The sequence below is a fragment of the Pseudomonas sp. JS3066 genome (assembly GCF_036328175.1).
Classification (GTDB): Bacteria; Pseudomonadota; Gammaproteobacteria; order Pseudomonadales; family Pseudomonadaceae; genus Metapseudomonas.
The window spans coordinates 2128821-2148065 of the sequence record NZ_CP143312.1 but is presented as its reverse complement, the minus strand read 5'-3'; the positions used below and the strand labels follow the sequence as shown (position 1 = coordinate 2148065).

The 19245-nt window shown below is 65.6% G+C and carries 15 protein-coding genes; 5 read left to right on the top strand and 10 right to left on the bottom strand.

What is annotated here, in order from left to right; translation table 11 throughout:
- Positions 1-98 precede the first annotated feature (98 nt).
- From SA496_RS09975 to SA496_RS09960, 4 genes are all read left to right on the top strand, one after another.
- Positions 99-1421, top strand: coding sequence for an amino acid permease (locus tag SA496_RS09975; RefSeq protein WP_330115355.1), 1323 nt, complete (start codon positions 99-101; stop codon positions 1419-1421).
- The gene (locus SA496_RS09970) at positions 1414-2694 is read left to right on the top strand and encodes an aspartate aminotransferase family protein (protein WP_153921372.1); all 1281 of its coding nucleotides are present in this window, start codon (positions 1414-1416) and stop codon (positions 2692-2694) included. The genes SA496_RS09975 and SA496_RS09970 overlap by 8 nt, the downstream gene beginning before the upstream one ends.
- 10 nt (positions 2695-2704) lie before the next feature.
- Positions 2705-3724: a phosphotransferase enzyme family protein gene (locus tag SA496_RS09965; RefSeq protein ID WP_330115354.1), complete on the top strand. Its 1020-nt coding sequence runs from the start codon at positions 2705-2707 to the stop codon at positions 3722-3724.
- A gap of 123 nt (positions 3725-3847) precedes the next feature.
- Complete coding sequence (locus SA496_RS09960; RefSeq protein ID WP_330115353.1) at positions 3848-4801, top strand: helix-turn-helix domain-containing protein; 954 nt, start codon at positions 3848-3850, stop codon at positions 4799-4801.
- 20 nt (positions 4802-4821) lie between these two features.
- On the opposite strand, the gene SA496_RS09955 is transcribed toward SA496_RS09960, so the two are convergent.
- The 6 genes from SA496_RS09955 to SA496_RS09930 all read right to left on the bottom strand — a co-directional run bounded on the left by SA496_RS09955 (position 4822) and on the right by SA496_RS09930 (position 9028).
- Positions 4822-5037: a DUF3820 family protein gene (locus SA496_RS09955; protein WP_330115630.1), complete on the bottom strand. Its 216-nt coding sequence runs from the start codon at positions 5035-5037 to the stop codon at positions 4822-4824.
- Positions 5038-5086: 49 nt separating this feature from the next.
- Complete coding sequence (locus tag SA496_RS09950) at positions 5087-5413, bottom strand: DUF190 domain-containing protein (RefSeq protein WP_120651372.1); 327 nt, start codon at positions 5411-5413, stop codon at positions 5087-5089.
- A 156-nt stretch (positions 5414-5569) separates the two neighbouring features.
- Positions 5570-6313 carry an SDR family oxidoreductase gene (locus SA496_RS09945; protein WP_330115352.1) on the bottom strand — a complete coding sequence of 248 codons (744 nt, stop codon included), beginning with the start codon at positions 6311-6313 and terminating at the stop codon, positions 5570-5572.
- Between the two features lie 389 nt (positions 6314-6702).
- Complete coding sequence (locus SA496_RS09940) at positions 6703-7899, bottom strand: CynX/NimT family MFS transporter (protein ID WP_330115351.1); 1197 nt, start codon at positions 7897-7899, stop codon at positions 6703-6705.
- Positions 7886-8347, bottom strand: a complete 462-nt coding sequence (locus SA496_RS09935) for a nucleoside deaminase (protein ID WP_120651375.1) — start codon at positions 8345-8347, stop codon at positions 7886-7888. Before SA496_RS09935 ends, SA496_RS09940 begins: the two co-directional genes overlap by 14 nt.
- A 15-nt stretch (positions 8348-8362) precedes the next feature.
- Entirely contained in the window at positions 8363-9028 is a 666-nt protein-coding gene (locus SA496_RS09930; protein ID WP_330115350.1) for an ankyrin repeat domain-containing protein, read from the bottom strand.
- A 104-nt stretch (positions 9029-9132) separates the two neighbouring features.
- Here SA496_RS09930 and SA496_RS09925 point away from each other — a divergent pair, with 104 nt between their 5' ends.
- On the top strand, positions 9133-10002 hold the full coding sequence (locus SA496_RS09925; RefSeq protein ID WP_120651377.1) for a LysR substrate-binding domain-containing protein: 870 nt from the start codon (positions 9133-9135) through the stop codon (positions 10000-10002).
- A 59-nt stretch (positions 10003-10061) separates the two neighbouring features.
- Here the strand turns inward: SA496_RS09925 and SA496_RS09920 are convergent, their stop codons facing one another.
- The 4 genes from SA496_RS09920 to SA496_RS09905 form a co-directional block, all read right to left on the bottom strand.
- Positions 10062-11561 carry an efflux transporter outer membrane subunit gene (locus SA496_RS09920; protein WP_153921385.1) on the bottom strand — a complete coding sequence of 500 codons (1500 nt, stop codon included), beginning with the start codon at positions 11559-11561 and terminating at the stop codon, positions 10062-10064.
- A complete protein-coding gene (locus tag SA496_RS09915) occupies positions 11558-14665 on the bottom strand; it encodes a multidrug efflux RND transporter permease subunit (RefSeq protein ID WP_153921387.1) in 3108 nt (1035 codons plus the stop codon). Before SA496_RS09915 ends, SA496_RS09920 begins: the two co-directional genes overlap by 4 nt.
- A gap of 73 nt (positions 14666-14738) precedes the next feature.
- Entirely contained in the window at positions 14739-17831 is a 3093-nt protein-coding gene (locus tag SA496_RS09910; RefSeq protein WP_120651380.1) for an MdtB/MuxB family multidrug efflux RND transporter permease subunit, read from the bottom strand.
- On the bottom strand, positions 17828-19096 hold the full coding sequence (locus SA496_RS09905; RefSeq protein WP_330115349.1) for an MdtA/MuxA family multidrug efflux RND transporter periplasmic adaptor subunit: 1269 nt from the start codon (positions 19094-19096) through the stop codon (positions 17828-17830). Before SA496_RS09905 ends, SA496_RS09910 begins: the two co-directional genes overlap by 4 nt.
- Positions 19097-19245 lie beyond the last annotated feature (149 nt).

Genomic DNA, 19245 nt, shown 5'->3' with positions numbered 1-19245 from the left:
CTGATATCGCCGCCTCTCCCCTCGCCTTAACGTCACACCGGCAGGCACGGCCATCCCGCGCCTGCTCGACGGCACAACAACAAGAAGGAAGCACCGCCATGCTCAAGAAAGCTGTACTCGGGTGGCCCCAGATCGCGGGGCTCGGCATATCGCTGGTGATCGCCGGTCAATTCTCCGGCTGGAATTTCGGCCTCGCCGAAAACGGCTGGGCCAACATGCTCCTGGCCACCCTGCTGATGGCGGCACTGAGCTGCGGACTGGCGATGTGCATCAGCGAACTGTCCACCGCCATGCCCCATGCCGGTGGCGTGTTCGCCTACGCCCAGAGCGCATTCGGCCCGTTCGTCGGTTACCTGGTGGGGTCCGCCTGCGCACTGGCGCTGACTATCGGCACCGGCGCCGCAGCCACCTTCGTCGCCTCCTACATGGAGTCGGTATTCGGCTTCGGTGGCTGGCCGGTAAAGGTGGCTCTGTTCGCCCTGATCATCGGCATCCACATCCGCGGCGTCGGTGAAGCCCTTGGTGTCACCTTGCTGGCAGGTGCCATTGCCGCCGTGACCCTGCTGGTATTCGGCGGCGCCATGCTGCCCCAGCTCGATAGCAGCAACCTGCTCGGCACCGCGGGAAGCTTCGGCGAGTCCCTCAGTCTCCATGGCATTTTCGCCTGCGTGCCGTTCGCCATCTGGATGTTCATCTGCATCGAGCAGGTCAGCTCCGCCGCCGAAGAAGCTGCCGACCCCGGCCGCGCCATGTCCCGCGGGATCGCCGCAGCCGTCGCCACCCTGCTGTTGACGGCAGTCACCGTGCTGGTCTGTGCACCGGGCGCCGCCGGGGTCCAGGTGGTCGGCACAGCCGCCGACCCGCTGTATGCCGCCATGACCCACAGCGGTCGCTACGACGCCTCGAGCTGGCTGGCGCAACTGGTAGGCATTGGCGCCATCTGCGGCTTGCTGGCCACCTTCTTCTCGGTGGTCTATTCAGCCTCCCGCCAGCTCTTCGCCCTGTCCCGCGACGGCTACTTCCCAGCCGCACTGGCGCGGACCAACCGTCGCGGCTCACCCTATATCGCACTGCTGGCCCTGGCCGCAATCGGCCTGCCGCTGACCCTGGTCAGCCCGGAGAAACTGCTGCTGTGCGTGGTGCTGCTGCTCTGCACCTGCCACCTTTTCCTGTTCGCCGCCTACATCCGCATGCGCCGCACCCATGCCCATCTGGCGCGCCCGTTCCGACTGCGCGGCGGCCCCGTGATCGCCGGCCTCGGCATGTTGCTGACACTGACGGTGATTGCCGCCTGCTTCCAGCTCGAAGTCGAAGTGCTCATCGCCCTCGCCGTGCTGGCCGTCGTGCTGGTCATCAACTACCTGATGCGCGTCTCGCGCGTTGCCAAGCCCCTCGCCACGGAGAATCCCGACAATGTCTGAGCACGATCTTCTGCAACGCCGCTACCGGGCCATGGGCGACCAGTCGCCGCTGTTCTATGACCAGCCCCTGAATCTGGTGAAGGGCCAGGGCGTATGGCTCTTCGATGAGAGCGGCAAACGCTACCTGGACGTCTACAACAACGTGCCCTGCGTGGGTCACTGCCACCCGCGCGTGGTGGAGGCGATGGCCAGCCAGGCGGCCACCCTGAACATCCACACCCGCTACCTGAACGAGCGGATCGTCGCCTACGCCGAACGCCTGACCCGCACCTTCGATGCGTCTCTGGACTGCGTGATGTTCACCTGTACCGGCAGCGAGGCCAACGAACTCGCGCTGCGCATGGCGCGTTCGGGCACCGGCGGCAAGGGCGTGATCGTCAGCAGCTACAACTACCACGGCAATACCACCAGCCTGGCCGAAGTGACCACCGCGCTGCCGAGTTCCGAGCCCTTCTCGCCGTTCGCCCGCGCGGTGCCGATTCCCTGCCTGTACCGGGCGCCGGTCGGCACCAGTGCGGCAGACCTGGCCGATCAGTACGTGGCTCGTGTGGCCGAAGCGATTGCCTCGCTCAAGGCCCAGGGCGTGCAACTGGCGGCGATGCTGATCGACACCCTGTTCGCCAACGAGGGCCTGCCCCGCATTCCGACAGGCTACGTCGAGCGCATCGCGGCGCTGGTCCACGAGGCCGGCGGCCTGCTGATCGTCGATGAGGTCCAGGCCGGATTCGGTCGCACTGGCGAGCACATGTGGGGCCACCAGGCCCATGGCGCGGTACCGGACATCGTCACCCTGGGCAAACCCATGGGCAACGGTTTCCCCCTGGCAGGCCTGGTGACCCGCCGCGAACGGGTCGAGTCCTTCGGTGGGCGCAACCTTTACTTCAACACCTTCGGCGGCTCGCCGGTGGCCGCCGCCGTGGGCAGCGCGGTGCTCGACGTCATCGAGGACGAACAGTTGCTGCACAACGCCCGCGCGGTTGGCGCGCACCTGGCGAACGGACTGGAGCGCCTGGCGGGCCAGCATTCGATCATCGGCGACGTGCGCGGCAAGGGCCTGTTCTTCGCCGTCGAGCTGGTGCGCGACCGCCAGCAGAAGACGCCGGCAGGTGCCGAGGCGCGCCGCGTAGTCAACCAGATGCGCGAGCGCGGCGTGCTGATCAGCAAGATTGGCCCCGACGACAACCTGCTGAAGATCCGCCCGCCGCTGGTGTTCAGCCGCGCCGACGCGGACCTGTTCATCGACACCCTCGACAGCGTCCTGCGCGAACTCTGAGAACCGTGCCATGAGCCAATTCCACACCTTCGACCACGACCAGCAGGTCGCCAGCCTGAAGCGCCTGGCGTTCACCGCCCTTGAGCAATGGGACGGCGATTTCGTCCGTCTGGACCTGATCAAGTACCGTGAAAACGCTGTGTTCTGCGCCACCCGCCGCGACGGCCAACGCAGCGCCCTGCGCGTCCATCGCGACGGCTACCACTCCGAGGAAGCCTTGCGCTCCGAGCTGCAATGGATGGAGGCACTGGCCGCCGACGGCATCCATGTACCGCAGATCATCCGCACCCGCCACGGTGAGCATCTGGCACGGGTTCACAGTGACGAGCTGGGCGAATCTCGCTACATCGACATGCTCGGCTGGCTGAACGGCACCAGCATCGGCTCGGCCGAACACGGACTCGCGGTGCAGACCGACGTTGCCGGCCTGTTCTTCGACACCGGTGCCGTCGCCGCGCGCATCCACCAGAGTTCGGCACGCTGGGAGCAGCCCAACGCTTTCAGCCGCCACGCCTGGGATGAAGAAGGCCTGATCGGCCAGCGCCCATTCTGGGGCCCCTACTGGGAGCTGGACCTGCTCCAACCAGCCCAGCGCGCGCTGTTGCAGGCCACACGTCAGGCGGCACGCGCGGACCTGCGACGTTATGGGCGCAACCTGGACAACTTCGGCATGATCCACGCCGACCTGGTGCCGGAAAACCTGCTGCTGGAGCAGGCCAGACTGCACCTGATCGACTTTGATGACGCCGGCTTCGGTTGGCACATGTTCGAGCTCGCCACGGCGTTGTACTTCTGCCTGGATGACCCGCGCTACACGGAGATCGAAGCGGCGCTGCTGGGTGGCTACCACTCGGTCAAACCGCTGACCGCGGCTGACCGCGCGACCTTGCCGCTGTTCCTGGCGCTACGCGGGATGACCTACCTGGGCTGGATTCACACCCGTCGGGAAAGTCGCACAGCCGAGGAGCTGGCGCCCATGCTGATCGGGCGGGCCTGCCATCTGGCGCAGGCCTACCTCGACCAGCGATGATCCATCGCGGCAGCGCCTGGCAGGGATGCACAAGCGCCTGGCGCGCAGGGTAATGCCGGTTGCGCGGGACTCCGCCATGATGGCCCGGAGCGTCCGCCAACCGCGCTCGACAGGTAACCCGACATGACAGGCATTGCCCGACACCAGGCATCCGACTCCGACGAGCTCGCCGGCGCACTGGCCGGCTGGAACCAGGACTACACCCAACTGGGACGTGGCCGGCTGCATGCCGAATTGCTGCACATCCAGCTCGTCGAGGCGTCACTCATCTACGAGCACTCCAACCTGCACCTGCACGAGAACATGACGCCACCGCAAGACCAAGTGGTGTTCGGCATTCCGCTGAAGGTTTCCGCTGATTCGCTGTTCAATGGCGGAGCCCTGGCCGGCGACACTCTGCTGGTACTGGAAGGTGGCGAGGAAATGGAAATCTGTGCCCCCGGCGAAATCGGCATGCTCGGGCTGACAGTGGATCGCCGCCTGATCGCCCGGGTTCTCGGGGCCGAGGAGCAGGAACGCCTGGAGCAGGCACTCGGCCGGCGCCGCCTGGATATCTCACCGCTGGCTGCGCAGCGCCTGCGCGAGGACCTGTGCGCCTCCATCGGCGCCTTCGAGCGCGCGGAATACGACCCGCGCTCAGCCGAGCATGGCGTGCGTACCGTGATGTCCAGCCTCGACTGCGTGCTCCAGGGGCTGGACGAGGTGCTACTCGGTCCGAACCAGCGCGGTAGCGCCCTGCCCCGCACACTGGAACAACGTCGCCGCCTGGTGCTGGCGGCGGTGGAGATGATGCAGGCGAACCTCGACCTGCCGCTGTCCATGCTCGAACTCTGCCAGGCCCTGAACACCAGCCACCGCACCTTGCAGTACTGCTTCAAGCAGATCAGCCAGGCCACGCCGCAGCAGTTCTTCCTTTCCCTACGCCTGGCCGAGGCACGTCGCCGGCTAAAGCAAGACCCGCTGCAGAGCATCACCACCCTGGCGCTGGACCTGGGCTTTGCCAGCTCCAGCCATTTCTCCTCGCTCTACAAGCGCCTGTATGGCGAACAGCCCTCCCTGACCGGGCGCCGCGGTTAGGCCGCGCACCCAAGGCCGACTCAGCGCCTCTTGCGCAGCGGCTCGAGAAGCGGTTTCAGGCCGTTGTGGTCGATCTCCTGCATCAGCAACAGCAACCGACCGATCTCACCCTTGGGAAAGCCCTCGCGGGCGAACCAGTTGAGGTAATGCCCAGGCAGGTCGGCGAGCAGGCGGCCCTTGTACTTGCCGTAAGGCATTTCGCGGGTGACCAGGAGCAGCAGGTCTTCGGGGTTCATCGGGTGGCCTTGCAGGTAGAGAGAGCGGCGATTGTCGCAGAGCCACGGCTCAGGCATCCACAGCTGCGCCCAGTAGACCGAACTCCGCCGGCACCTTCACGTAGAACAGAGTCACGCCTTCTTCTTCCAGGCGCTTGAGCAAGGCGTCGCATTCGTCCTCGGAGAGCGCAAGGAGGATCAGCATCGGCTGGTCGGCCATCTCGAAGAAGTGGTGAGAATGAAATTGCCGACTGTGGCCAAAACCCTCGATCCCGGAAACCAGAGTGGCGCCGCGCAGGCCCATGTCCATGGCCTGGGCGACGATCCAGTCAGCCAGCATCTTGCCCTGATGACGGCGGTTCTGCTGGGTATACAGGGTGAGCTGGTAGCCTTTCATGCGACCTCCACATTAGAGCCTGCTCACGGTTGCGCGAGCTAGAGAGGAACAAGGCGCGAATAGCTTAGGAAGCAGAGTTTACGAGCTGTAAATGAACAAGCCCGAAGCCATTCGCAACGCAGTTAATCCGACGCGCAGCCGATCGTGAGCAGGCGCTCAGACGATGCCACCATTGACCCGCAGCGTCTGTCCGTTCACCCAGGCCCCTTCCGCACTGACGAGGAAAGCCACCAGATTGGCGATGTCTTCGGGATTGCCCAGCCGTTCCAGCGGCGCCTGCTTGGTCAGGCGCTCCACCAGTTCCGCCGGTTTACCTTCCAGGAACAGGTTGGTTGCGGTCGGCCCCGGCGCCACGCAGTTCACCGAGATGTTCCGCCCGCGCAGCTCGCGAGCGAAGATCGCGCTCATGGTTTCCACCGCCGCCTTGGACGCGGCATAGATGGCGTAGCCCGGCAGGCTCAGCCCAACCACGCTGCTGGACAGATTGACGATGCGACCGCCACGGCGCAGGCGCGACGCCGCCAGTTTGAGGGTGTTGAAGGTGCCTCGGGTATTGATGGCGAACAGCCGGTCGTAGAGCGCCATTTCGGTGTCGGCCAACGGCACCAGGCCGGGCTGGATCACTCCGGCATTGTTTACCAGGATGTCGATGGCGCCGTATTCCATCTCCGTCTGGTCGAAGAGGACGGCGACCGCCACCGGGTCGCTGACATCGGCCAGCACCGGGTAGGCCTTGCCACCCGCGCGCCGGATCTCCTCCACCACCTGTTCGGCGGCTTCCGGCCGCGAGGCGTAGTTGACCACCACCTGGATTCCTTCGGCGGCCAGGCGTCGCGCAATGGCGGCACCGATACCCCGGGACGCTCCGGTGACGATGGCTGTTCTGGCAGTTTCTGGCATGCGGCTCTCCCGGACAGGCCCTCGAAGCCACGGCTGCTGCCGTGTGTGGGGCCTTTTCAGTGGTATAGCCGCTGTTGGCGCGCCGTGCGGGACCGGTTATCCGGCGCCGCAATCGGCCCCGAAGGGGCTCATTCATCTGATCCCGGGAAACCACATCCTCAGGACGTGATCACGAATCATCGGCTCTGCCTGTGATAATTCGAAGTGCTCCCATTAGCGGGAGGGGTTTGAACTTTCTGCAGGAGCGAGCTTGCTCGCGAAAGATCGTGCTCGGCCTGTTCGCGAGCAAGGTCGCTCCTACAAGTTCCCTGGTGGGCGGACGCAGAGGCCATCCGCCCTACCGGTCACCAAGGGTAGAGCCGCAGTCCGCAAGGCGATTGAAATCGCCCCTAGAAGGTGCCGCCTACCGGCGCTGTGGTCGCCACCGGCCTGTAGCTCGCCGGGCTGAACAGCCGGGTCAGCCCGAGCATCAGCACCGCGCTGACCACCAGCACCAGCCAGGCGGCGGCGAAGTTGCCGGTGAGTTCCCGCAATAAGCCGCTGAGCCAGGGCGACACGGCGTTGATCAGGAAGCCCACTCCCTGCACGAAAGCCGCCAGTTGACCAGCCTCGCGCGGGTCGCGGCGGTGGTCGAGGGTGAGGATCAGGCTGAGGGCGAAGCAGGCCCCGAGACCGAAGCCGATCAGCGCCACCCAGAGAGCGGACAGCTCCGTCGGCGCCCAGATCAGACCGCCGAATCCCACTGCCTGGGCGGCCAGGCTGACCGACAGCAATGGCCGACGGTCGATACTGCGCTGCGCCAGTGCGGGCATGCCCAGCGCGGCAATGACCTGGAAGAGGGTCATGAAGGCGAGCAGAGAGCCGCTGCGGGTTGGGCTCCAGCCGAGTTGCTGATAGTAGGCTGGCAGCCACGCCACCATGCTCATGTAGCCGCAGTTCACCAAGCCGAAGTACAGCGCCAGCAGCCAGGCCCGGCGATTGCCGGCGAAACGCGCGGACCTACCTGCGACGGTCGGCGCGGGCCCCGGCACGGGACGCGCCAGCCACAGCACCAGGGCCAGCAACGCCGGCACCAGCCAGAGGCCAAGGCCGGCCTGCCAATGCTCAAAACGGTGGGCGAGTAGCGGGCTGCACAGCGCGGCCAGACCTCCACCGGCCATCAGGGATGCGGAATAGACCCCCATGGCCAGCGCCACGCGGCCTTCGAAACGTCGCTTGATCACGGCCGGCAGCAACGCCTGGATGAGCGCCACCCCGGCGCCGCCCAGCAACGCGGTTGCAAGCAGTGGCCCGGCCTGGCCGAGGAGCAGCCGCGCCAGGCAAGCGCCGGCGATCAGTGCCAGACCGAGGCCGATGCCGCGCCGCTCGCCCAGGCCGTCCAGCCGGTTGCTCAGCAGCGCCACCAGGCCCATGCAGACGACCGGCAAGGTGGTCAGCAACGCGGCAGTCTGGAAGCCCATGCCGGTGGCGCCGCGGATATCAGCCAGCAGCGGACTGACCGAGGCGAGGATAGGTCGCAGGTTCAATCCAAGGGCGATGAGCAGTGCCCAGCCGGCGAATCTTTCAAGGCGTTCAGCGCGTTGCATGCAGGGCCTGCCAGCGCGCGTAGATTTCGCTCATGGCCGGTTGCGGCAGGTGCCGGATATCCAGCTTCTGGGCCTCCAGCGGCAGGGCCATCTGTTGGTAGACGGCAGCGGTGGAAAGGCCGAAGGGTTCGCCCACGGAATTGGCCGCGGCAAATACCACGCGGCTCACGCCACACAGATGCATGGCCGCCAGGCACATGGGGCAAGGTTGGCCGCTGGCATAGATGACGCAACCGTCCAGGCGCGGCCCTAGTTGCCTGCTGGCAGCGCGGATGGCCTGGAGTTCGGCATGGCAGGTCGGGTCCTGGGTCAGATGGATTTCATTCACGGCACGAGCCAGAACTTCACCATCGCGAACCAGCAGTGCACCAAATGGACGGCCGCCCTGCTCCACGTTCTGCCGCGCCAGTTCCACGGCCTGTTCCAGGTAATTGCGTTCTTCAGACATGGGTTGCTCCATCAATCAGCGGGCGCCGGCGGCGCGCAGCCTGGCGGCGATGGCCGACTGGCCGCGCTGCTCGGCATGTTGCAAGGGGGTAACGCCGTCCTTGTCGGGCAGGTCGAGATCGGCATCGGCGGCGATCAGCAGGTCGACGATGCGCTGGTGGGCCAGGCCGCCGTCGCCCAGCAGCACGGCTTCCAGCAGGCAGGTCCAGCCCAGCTTGTTGACATGGTCGAGGTCGACGCCACCGGCGATCAGGGTGCGCACGGTTTCCACGTGGCCACGCTCGCAGGCGGGAATCAGTGCAGTGCCGCCGAAGCGATTGGTGCTGCGCAGGTCGGCACCATGGGCAAGGGTCAGTTCCAGGATCTGCTGGTGGCCGCTAGCGCCGGCCAGCAGGTAGGCGCTGTCCTGCATGCGGTTCTGCAGATTGACGTTGGCACCGGCTTCGATCAGGCGGCGCGCCACCTCGACCTGATTTCCGGCCGTGGCGACCAGCAAGGGGGTATTGCCCTCGGCATCGCGTACATCCACCGAAACGCCCTGTTCCAGCAGTTTGTCGACGGTGACCAGGTCACCCGTCCCGGCCGCCTGAAGCAGGCTTTGGCCGGCGTCATCGGCGTTCGCCTGGGCCGCCAGCAGCAGGCTGGTGGCGAGGAGCAGGCAGTGGGTGAGTCGGGCTTTCATGGTTCGCCTCCGCGCTTCGTCGAATGAGCGAAATTATGTCCACCTGGTCAGGTATTCTGAAATTAAATATATCCATGCCTATCAGTGTCAGTAGGAATAGTTAAATGTTCGATCCCCTCCTCCTGCGCAGCTTCGTGGCCGTAGCCGACTGCGGTAACTTCACCCGCGCCGCCGAGCGCCTGCACCTCACTCAATCCACCGTCAGCCAGCAGTTGCGAAGGCTGGAGGAAAGCCTCGGTTGCCGCCTGCTGGACCGCAGCCAGCGCCAGGTGGTGGCGACCGCCGAGGGGGAACAACTGCTCGGCTATGCACGGCGCATCCTTGCCCTTCAGGACGAAGCCGCTGAAGTGCTGCGCCACCAGCCCGGCAGCGGCGTATTGCGCCTGGGGGTGCCTGAGGACTTCGCCGCTGAACGCCTGATGCCGGTGCTCGCAGAATTCTCCGCCGCCTGGCCCGGCGTGCGCCTTGAGGTGACCAGCGGCCTCAGCCCGGAACTGCTGCGGCTGTACCAGGGCGGTGAGTTCGACCTGCTGTTGGTCAAGCGTATGGGCGATGGCGGTGACAGCCTGGCGTCCTGGCCGGAGCCCCTGGGCTGGGTGGACAGCGCCAGCCAACCGGTCTTCGGACGTGAACCGCTGCCGCTGGTGGTGTTTCCGCCTGGCGGGCTCTACCGCAACGAAATGCTCCATGGCCTGGACGTGCAGGGCCGGCGCTGGCGCATCGCCTACTCCAGCGCCAGCCTGGCAAGCGTGCGTGCGGCAGTGGCTGCTGGCCTGGGCGTGAGCCTCTTGCCGCTGCGCGTGCTGGGGCCGGAGCACCGCTTGCTGGACGAAGGGCAAGGGTTGCCGGAGATCCGAGGGTTGAGGCTGGCGCTGTATGGGAGGACCGGATTGGGGCGTGCGGGGGATGAGTTGGTGGAGAGCCTGAAGGTGTTGTGTGAGGTGCCGGTTGTGGATGTGAGCGGCCAGACGTAACCCTGTGGGAGCGAATCATTCACTCCCACAATGGTGTCCCACTCCAAGTGTCGGGAGCGTCAGGGAGTCGCTTCCGAATCCGAATCCACCTGTTCCAACTGTCCCTGATCCCACCCGCCACCCAGCGCCGCGATGAGCTGGACGCTGGTGGTCAGGCGGGTACCCATCAGGGTCAGAACGGTGCGCTCGTTGCTCAGTGCGGTGGCCTGGTTGGTGACCACGCTGTTGAAGTCCACGGTACCGGCCCGGTACTGGTTGGTGATCAGGCGCAGGGCCTCGCGGGCAGCATCGAGGGCCTCCTGCTGCACCCCGCTCTCCTCTTCCAGGACGTCGAGCTGGACCATGTAGTCCTCGGCCTCGCGGAAGCTGTCCAGCACAGTCTGGCGGTAGGTCGCGACGGTCTGGTCGTAGCTGGCTTCGGCCTGCGCCACCTGGGAGCGGATCAGGCCACCATCGAACAGGGTCATGGCGAATTCCGGGCCGATGGACCAGAAGCGGTTCGGCGTGGTGATCCAGTCCTGCAGGCTGCCGCTGCGATAACCACCCGCAGCGGTCAGGCTGAGGCTGGGGAAGTAGGCCGACTTGGCGACACCGATCTGCGCGTTGGCGGCCATCATGTTGCGCTCGGCGGAAGCCACGTCAGGACGACGCTCCAGCAGTTGCGAAGGCAGCAGGGTGGGCACGCTCGGCAGGGCCGGCACGCTGTCCACTTCGGCCAGGCTGAACTCCGCCGGCGGTACGCCGATCAGCACGGCGATGGCGTTTTCCAGTTGCGCACGCTGGTACTTGAGGTCGATGGCCTGGGCCTGGGTGCTCTTCAGCTGGGTGGTGGCCTGGGCCACGTCGGCGCGGGTCACGATGCCAGCCTTGTACTGGTTCTGGGTCAGCGTCAGGGCGCGTTGGTAACCGGCGATGGTGGCTTCCAGCAAGCGTTTCTGCGCATCCAGAACGCGCAGTTGCAGATAGTTCTGCGCAAGTTCCGATTGCAGGCTGAGGCGCGCTGCGGCCAGGTCGGCAGCGCTGGCCTGCATGCTGGCAGTGTCGGACTCCAGCTGGCGGCGTAGCTTGCCCCAGAGGTCGATCTCCCAGTTCACCCCGAGGCTGGCGTCGTAGCTCTTGGACACACCACCGCCACCGGAGCTGGTGACGGTTGAACCGTCGGACAGGCGCACGGTGCTATCGCCGCCACCCTGGCCCGAGCGGGTCTTGCCAGCATTGCCGCTCACCGAGGGGAAGAACGAGGCACGGGCACCACGGGCCAGCGCCTGCGCCTGACGGTACTGGGCGACGGACTGCGCCAGGGTCTGGTTGGAGGTTTCCAGGCGCTGCTGCAAGTCGTTGAGGGTGGCGTCGCCGTAAAGCTCCCACCAACGGCCACGATGGTCCAGGTCGGCCGGGCTGGCCAGGGACCAGCCCTCTGCATGCTTGAATTGCACGGGCACGCTTTGTTCCGGACGCTTGTAGTCCGGGCCGATAGCACAGCCAACGAGCAACAGGCCGGCGAGCGCCAGGGCTATCGCGCGGCGCAGGGGGTTCAGGGAAATGGCGGCGGTGTTCATAGGGGTGTTTCCAGAGCAGCGTCAGTGCGCACGCCACGCCAGCGATTGAAGCGATGGCGCAGCCGGTCGAGATAGAGGTAGACCACAGGGGTCGTGTAGAGAGTCAGCAACTGGCTCAGCACCAGGCCGCCGATGATGGCGACACCTAGGGGCTGGCGCATTTCCGCGCCTTCCGTGCCGCCGATGAGCAGCGGCACGGCGCCGAGGATGGCGGCGATGGTGGTCATCAGGATCGGCCGAAGTCGCAACAGGCAGGCCTGGCGAATGGATTCTTCAGGCTCCATGCCTTCCTGGCGTTCGAGCTGCAAGGCGAGGTCGATCATCATGATGGCGTTCTTCTTCACCACGCCGATCAGCAGGAACAGTCCCAGCAGCGAGATCAGGCTGAACTCCCCACCGGTAAGCAGGATCGCCAGCAGCGCGCCCACCCCGGCCGACGGCAGCGTCGAGAGGATGGTCAGCGGGTGGACATAGCTCTCGTAAAGGATGCCGAGCACCAGGTACACCAGCACCAGGGCGGCGAGGATCATCCACGGCTGGTTCTGCTGGGTGCTCTGGAAGGCATCGGCGCTACCGCCCATACGCGCGATCACCGAGCTGGGCAGGCCGATGGCGGCCACCGCCTTCTCGATGGCCACGGTGGCCTTGTCGAGACTGACGCCAGGCGCCAGGTCGAAGGCAATGCTCTCCGAGGCGAACTGGCCTTCGTGGTTGACGCGGTCTTCTTCGAGGCTGCGCTCGTAGCGGGCGAAGCTGGACAGCGGCACGCGCTGGCCATCGGCAGTGATCAACTGGACCTGCTTGAGGGTTTCCGGGTCCTGGGCGTATTTCGGGTTGACCTCCATCACCACCTGGTACTGGTTCAGGGTGTCGTAGATGGTGGAAATCTGCCGCTGGCTGTAGGCGTTGTTCAGCGCGGTGGTGACCATGGACATGTCGACCCCGAGTCGCTTGGCGGTGTCGCGGTCCACTTGCAGGGTGACCTGCTGGGCGCCCTCCCCTTCGTTGGCGTCGATGGCGGTGAGCTCCGGCAACGCCTTGAGTGCAGCGGTGACCTTCGGCCCCCAGGTGCGCAGGTCGGACAGTTCGCCACTCTGCAACACGTACTCGTACTGCGAACTGCGCTGCTCGCGGCCGCCACCGAATTGCAGGTCCTGGTCGGCCATCAGCATCAGCCGGCCACCGGGCACCTTGGGTAGATTGGCGCGCAGGCGTTCGATGACCTTCTGCGCCGACACATTGCGCTCGGCGATGGGCTTCAGGCGCACGATCATGAAGGCGTTGTTGATACCACCACTGCCGCCGATGAAGCCGGCCACGCTTTCCACGGCCGGGTCCTTGAGGACGGCGCGGCGGAAGATTTCCATCTTCGGCTGCATCACGGTGAAGGACAGACCATCGTCGCCACGGATGAAGCCGATCAACTGGCCGGTGTCCTGCTGTGGCAGGAAGGTCTTGGGCACCAGCACGTAGAGCGCGATATTGCAGCCGATGGTCAGCAACAGGCTCGCCAGGGTCAGACGCGGATGACGCAGGGCCACGCCCAGGGTCCGGTCGTAGACATTGACCATGCGCGTATGCAGCGCCTCGCTCCAGCGTTGCAGGCGGCTGTCTTCGTCCGGCACATGGGGTTTCAGCCAACGCGCACAGAGCATCGGCGTCAGGGTCAGGGACACCAGCAGCGAAACCAGGATAGCCACCGCCAGGGTCAGCGAGAACTCGCGGAACAACCGGTCGATGATGCCGCCCATGAACAGGATGGAGACGAATACCGCCACCAGCGAGAGGTTCATCGACAGCAAGGTGAAGCCGACTTCGCGGGTGCCCTGCAGCGCCGCCTTGAATGGCGCCATGCCGTCGTTGATGTGCCGCGAGATGTTCTCCAGCACCACGATGGCGTCGTCCACCACCAGGCCGGCGGCGAGGATCAGCGCCATCAGCGACAGCACGTTGAGCGAGAAGCCCATCAGGTACATCACCGCGAAGGTGCCCACCAGCGACACCGGCACCGCCAGTGCCGGAATCAGCGAGGCGCGCAGGTTACCGAGGAACAGGTAGACGACCAGGATCACCAGGCCGACGGCGATCAGCAGCGTGCGCTCGGCTTCGTGCAAGGTGGCGCGGATCACCGGCGAGCGGTCCATGGCCAGATCCAGCTTGACGCTGGCCGGCAGCACCGCCTGCAGCGCGGGCAGTTGCTGCTTGATGCTTTCGATGGTCTCGATGATGTTGGCGCCGGCCTGGCGGTTGATCACCAGCAGCACCGCCGAGTCGTCGTTGAAGAAGCCGCTGTTGTAACGGTCTTCCACCGCATCGCGGACCTTGGCCACGTCGCCCAGGCGCAGGGCGGCGCCGTCCTGGTAGCGGAGGATCAGCGGCGTGTAGTCGGCAGCCTTCTCCAGCTGGTCGTTGGCGCCGACTTGCCAGTGGCGGCCGGCGTCTTCCACGGAGCCCTTGGGGCGACGCTGGTTGGCGGCGGCGATGGCGCTGCGCACATCGTCCAGGGCAATGCCGTACTGAGTCAGCAGTTGCGGCTCCAGCTCCACCCGCACGGCCGGCAGCGAGCTGCCGCCGATCTGCACCTCACCCACGCCCTTAACCTGGGACAGGCTCTGGGCCAGGATGGTGGACGCCATGTCGTAGAGCTCACCTTTCTCCTTCACGTCGGAGGTCAGCGACAGCACCATGATCGGCGCCTGGGACGGGTTGACCTTCTTGTAGGTGGGCATGCTGCGCATGCCGCTGGGCAGCAGGTTGCGGGAGGCGTTGATGGCCGCCTGCACATCGCGGGCAGCGCCATTGATGTCGCGGTCCAGGTCGAACTGCACGATGATCCGCGTCGAGCCCTGGCTGGTGCGGCTGGTCATCTGATTGATGCCGGCGATAGTGCCCAGGGAGCGTTCCAGCGGCGTGGTCACGCTGGACGCCATGATCTCCGGACTGGCGCCGGGCAGGCTGGCCTGCACAGTGATCACCGGGAAGTCCATCTGCGGCAGCGGCGACACCGGCAGCAGGCCGAAACTGACGCTACCCAGCAGCAGGATCGCCAGGCTCAGCAGCATGGTGGCGACCGGGCGATGGATGAAGGGGGCGGAGAGGTTCAAAGACTAGCCTCCGCGCGGAGCACGACTGCCCTCACCCCCGCCCTCTCCCAGGGGGAGGGGGAGTAAAAGCGGCTCATACCGCCACCCCCGCCGCACTGCGGCCGGTGAAGCGACGGGCCAGGCGGTCGAAGGCCAGGTAGATCACCGGGGTGGTGAACAGGGTCAGCACCTGGGACAGCAGCAGGCCGCCCACCATGACCAGGCCCAGTGGCTGGCGCAGTTCGGCGCCGGAGCCGGTAGCCAACATCAGCGGGATGGCGCCGAACAGGGCCGCCAGAGTGGTCATCAGGATCGGTCGGAAGCGCAGCAGCGCCGCCTGGTAGATCGCATCCTCGGGCGACATGCCCTGGTGCCGCTCCGCGTCCAGGGCGAAGTCGATCATCATGATGGCGTTCTTCTTCACGATGCCGATCAGCAGGATGATGCCGATGATCGCGATCAGGCCCAGGTCATTGCCGGTCAGCAGCAGCGCAAGCAGGGCGCCGACGCCCGCCGAAGGCAACGTGGAGAGGATGGTCACCGGGTGGATATAGCTCTCGTAGAGCACCCCCAGCACGATGTACATGGTCACCACCGCCGCCAGGATCAGCAGCAGCGTGCTCGACAGCGACGCCTGGAAGGCCGCCGCCGCGCCCTGGAAGCGGGTCTGGATGCCTTCGGGCATGCCGATGTCCTGCTGCACCCGTTCGATCACCGCCACCGCTTCGCCCAGGGCGACGCCAGGCGCCAGGTTGAAGGACAGGGTCACGGCCGGGAACTGGCCGATATGGCTGACCGCCAGTTGCGTCTGGCGCTCTTCCACTGTGGCCAGTGCCGAGAGCGGCACCTGGGTGCCGGCACTGGTGACGACGTGAATCTGCTGCAGCGCCTGCGGGCCGATCACTTCGCCGGCGGCGGATTCCAGCACCACGCGGTACTGGCTGGACTGGGTGAAGATGGTAGAAATCTGCCGCTGGCCGAAGGCGTCATAGAGGGCGTCGGTGATGGCGGAAATCTCCACACCCAGGCGTCCGGCCATGTCGCGGTCGATGTTCAGGTACACCTGCAGGCCCTTGTCCTGAAGGTCACTGGCCACGTCCGATAGCTCCGGCTGCTGACGCAGGGCGTCCACCAGCTTGCCTGTCCACTCGTTGAGCAGGTCGGCGTCCGGGGATTCCATGCTGAACTGGAATTGGGTGCGGCTGACCCGGTCCTCGATGGTCAGGTCCTGCACCGGCTGCAGGTAAAGACGGATGTCGCTCTGTTTGTCGAGCTCGGGCTGCAGGCGCTGGATCACCTCGCTGGCGGTCACATCGCGGTCGCCGTGGGGCTTGAGGTTGATCAGCATGCGGCCGCTGTTAAGGGTGACGTTGTCGCCGTCGACGCCGATGTAGGACGTCAGGCTGGCCACCGCCGGGTCCTTGAGGATCAGCGCGGCGACCTTCTGCTGGCGTTCGCTCATGGAGCGGAAGGACACCGACTGCGGCGCCTCGGTGATGCCCTGGATGACGCCGGTGTCCTGCACCGGGAAGAAGCCCTTGGGTACCGCGAGGTAGAGCAGCACGGTCAACACCAGGGTGCCGATGGCCACCAGCAGGGTCAGGCCCTGGTGCCTGAGCACCCAGGTCAGGCCAAGGCCATAGCGTTGGATCATGCCGTCGATGAAATCACCGCTGGCCTTGTAGAAACCGCCCTCCTCTTCTTTCTTCTCCCGCTTGAGCAGGCGCGCGCACATCATGGGCGTCAGGGTCAGGGAGACCACCAGCGAGATCAGGATCGCCACCGCCAGCGTGATGGCGAACTCGCGGAACAGCCGGCCCACCACATCAGCCATGAACAGCAACGGGATCAATACGGCGATCAGCGAGAAGGTCAGGGAGATCAGGGTGAAACCGATCTGCTTCGCACCCTTGAGCGCGGCATTGAGCGGTGTCTCCCCCTCTTCCAGGTGACGGGAGATGTTTTCCAGCATGACGATGGCGTCGTCCACCACGAAGCCGGTGGCGATGGTCAGTGCCATCAGCGTCAGGTTGTTGATGGAGAAGCCGGCCAGGTACATCACCGCGAAAGTGCCCACCAGGGACAGCGGCACGGCGATGGACGGGATGATGGTGGCACTCATCCGGCGCAGGAACAGGAAGGTCACCATCACCACCAGGGCGATGGCGAGGAATAGCTCATGCTGCACATCGGTGATGGCCGCGCGGATGGTCTGGGTGCGGTCGGTGAGGACCACGACATCGATGCCCGCCGGCAGGTTGGCGGTGATCGACGGCATCAGGGCCTGGATGCGGTCCACCACCTCGATCACGTTGGCGCCGGGCTGGCGCTGGATGTTCAGCAGCACCGCCTCGTTCTGGTTGGCCCAGGCGGCGAGGCGCTCGTTCTCAGCACCGTCGACGATACTGGCGACATCCTTCAGTCGCAGGGCGGCGCCGTTGTTGTAGGCGAGGATGAGGTTGGCGTATTCCTCGGCGGACTTGAGCTGGTCATTGGCGTCCAGCATGGAAACGCGGGTCGGGCCGTCGAAGTTGCCCTTGGGCTGGTTGACGTTGGACGCGCTCACCAGGCTGCGCACGTCGGACAGGTTCAGGCCATTGGCCGCCAGGGCTTCGGGATTGACGCGAATGCGCACCGCCTGGCGCTGGCCGCCGGCGATGCTGACCATGCCCACGCCGCTGATCTGCGCCAGTTTCTGCGCCATGCGGGTGTCCACCAGGTTATGCAGCCTGGGCAGCGGCATGGTCTTCGAGCTGATGGCCAGGGTCAGCACCGGGGTATCGGCCGGATTGACCTTGTTGTAGACCGGCGGCGCCGGCAAGTCGTTGGGTAGCAGGTTGGTGGCCGCGTTGATGGCCGCCTGCACCTCCTGCTCGGCCACGTCCAGATTTATTTCCAGGCTGAAGCGCAGGGTGATGACCGAGGCACCGCCGGAACTGGTGGAAGACATCTGGGTCAGCCCTGGCATCTGCCCGAACTGGCGCTCCAGCGGCGCGGTAACGGCGCTGGTCATCACGTCCGGGCTGGCGCCCGGATAGAGGGTGAGGACGCGGATGGTCGGATAATCCACCTCGGGCAGCGCGGAAACCGGCAACAGGCGGTAGGCGATCAGGCCGGCGAGGAGGATCGCCAGCATGCTCAGAGTGGTGGCGACCGGCCGCAGGATGAACAGGCGAGAGAGGTTCATACGCCGCCTTTCGCGTCCTGGCCTTCAGGTTTGGCGCCCTGCAGTTGCTCGGTGGGCTGCACTGGAACCTCGTCGGCGTCATGCACCACTTCCACGTCGCTGCCGTCGCGCAGGCGGTCGGTACCTTCCAGCACGACGCGCTCGCCTGGCTGCAGACCGCTCTTGACCACCGTGCGCTCGCCGTCGTCCGGACCGGTTTCCAGCTTGCGGACCTTGACCTTCTTGTCGCCATCCATCACGTAGGCGAAGGTGCCCTGGCTGCCGAACTGCACGGCAGCCGAAGGAATCAGCACCGCCTGCGTCAGCAACTCGGCGCGCAGGCGGACATTGACGAACTGGTTGGGGAAGAGGACTTCGTCTTCGTTGGCGAAACGCGCCTTGAGTTTCAGGGTGCCGGTGGTGGTGTCGATCTGGTTGTCCAGGCTCTGCAGCACGCCTTCGGCCTGCTTGACCTTGTCGCCACGGTCCCACGCCTCGACCACCAGGGGCTGGCCGGCACGGAAGCGGCTGACCACCTGCGGCAACTGGCCCTCGGGGAGGGTGAAGGCGACGCTGATGGGCTTGGTCTGGGTGATGACCACCAGCGGCGTGGTGTCGCCGCTGCTGACCAGGTTGCCGAGGTCCACCTGGCGCAGGCCGAGGCGACCGGAAATGGGCGCGCGCACCTGGGTGAAACCGAGGTTCAGCCTGGCTGAAGCCACGGCCGCCTCGTCGGTCTTGATGGTCCCGCGGTACTGCGCCACCAGCGCTTCCTGGGTGTCCAGGGTCTGCTTGGCGATGCTGTCCTCGGCATAGAGGCCCTTGTAGCGGCCCAGGTCGATTTCGGCGTTCTTCAGTTGCGCGCGGTTTTGCGCCAGGGTGCCTTCGGCCTGTTGCAGGGCGACCTGGTAGGGACGCGGGTCGATCACCGCCAGCAGGTCGCCAGCCTTGACCTGTTGACCTTCCTCGAACTGCAGCTTGACCAGTTCACCATCGACACGACCGCGCACGTTTACGGTGTTCAGCGCAGTAACGGTGCCGAGAGCCTTGAGGTAAACCGGGAAGTCGCCCTGGCTGATGGTGGCGACACGCACCGGTACCGGTCCCGAGAAGGCACCGAATCCGGGGCGCCCGGCTCCCCCTCGGCCGTTCTGGTGGCCGGCTTTGGAGGCGGCTTCTGGCCAGAACCACCAGATCAGGACCAGCAGTGCCAACAGCGAGACGGCAATGACGAGCCAGTTACGGAGGGAACGGGAGTTCGGGGAAATCTCAGTGATCGGGGACATGATTCGAGTCGAGGTATGCGAGAGCGTGAACGATAAGCAGTTGAAAGCAGAAGGCAAAGTCTATTTACCGGCTATTTACCTAGGCCCGACGCAGCGAACTATCCTTACTGACCTGCGATTACCCTGCTTTTGCGGCCACAAGTGATTAC

What these genes read in the sequence shown, in the direction of transcription:
- SA496_RS09975 (WP_330115355.1), top strand. Translation starts at nt 99, where the DNA reads ATGCTCAAGAAAGCTGTACTCGGGTGGCCCCAGATCGCGGGGCTCGGC.
- SA496_RS09970 (WP_153921372.1), top strand. Translation starts at nt 1,414, where the DNA reads ATGTCTGAGCACGATCTTCTGCAACGCCGCTACCGGGCCATGGGCGAC.
- SA496_RS09965 (WP_330115354.1), top strand. Translation starts at nt 2,705, where the DNA reads ATGAGCCAATTCCACACCTTCGACCACGACCAGCAGGTCGCCAGCCTG.
- SA496_RS09960 (WP_330115353.1), top strand. Translation starts at nt 3,848, where the DNA reads ATGACAGGCATTGCCCGACACCAGGCATCCGACTCCGACGAGCTCGCC.
- SA496_RS09955 (WP_330115630.1), bottom strand. Translation starts at nt 5,037, where the DNA reads ATGAACCCCGAAGACCTGCTGCTCCTGGTCACCCGCGAAATGCCTTAC.
- SA496_RS09950 (WP_120651372.1), bottom strand. Translation starts at nt 5,413, where the DNA reads ATGAAAGGCTACCAGCTCACCCTGTATACCCAGCAGAACCGCCGTCAT.
- SA496_RS09945 (WP_330115352.1), bottom strand. Translation starts at nt 6,313, where the DNA reads ATGCCAGAAACTGCCAGAACAGCCATCGTCACCGGAGCGTCCCGGGGT.
- SA496_RS09940 (WP_330115351.1), bottom strand. Translation starts at nt 7,899, where the DNA reads ATGCAACGCGCTGAACGCCTTGAAAGATTCGCCGGCTGGGCACTGCTC.
- SA496_RS09935 (WP_120651375.1), bottom strand. Translation starts at nt 8,347, where the DNA reads ATGTCTGAAGAACGCAATTACCTGGAACAGGCCGTGGAACTGGCGCGG.
- SA496_RS09930 (WP_330115350.1), bottom strand. Translation starts at nt 9,028, where the DNA reads ATGAAAGCCCGACTCACCCACTGCCTGCTCCTCGCCACCAGCCTGCTG.
- SA496_RS09925 (WP_120651377.1), top strand. Translation starts at nt 9,133, where the DNA reads ATGTTCGATCCCCTCCTCCTGCGCAGCTTCGTGGCCGTAGCCGACTGC.
- SA496_RS09920 (WP_153921385.1), bottom strand. Translation starts at nt 11,561, where the DNA reads ATGAACACCGCCGCCATTTCCCTGAACCCCCTGCGCCGCGCGATAGCC.
- SA496_RS09910 (WP_120651380.1), bottom strand. Translation starts at nt 17,831, where the DNA reads ATGAACCTCTCTCGCCTGTTCATCCTGCGGCCGGTCGCCACCACTCTG.
- SA496_RS09905 (WP_330115349.1), bottom strand. Translation starts at nt 19,096, where the DNA reads ATGTCCCCGATCACTGAGATTTCCCCGAACTCCCGTTCCCTCCGTAAC.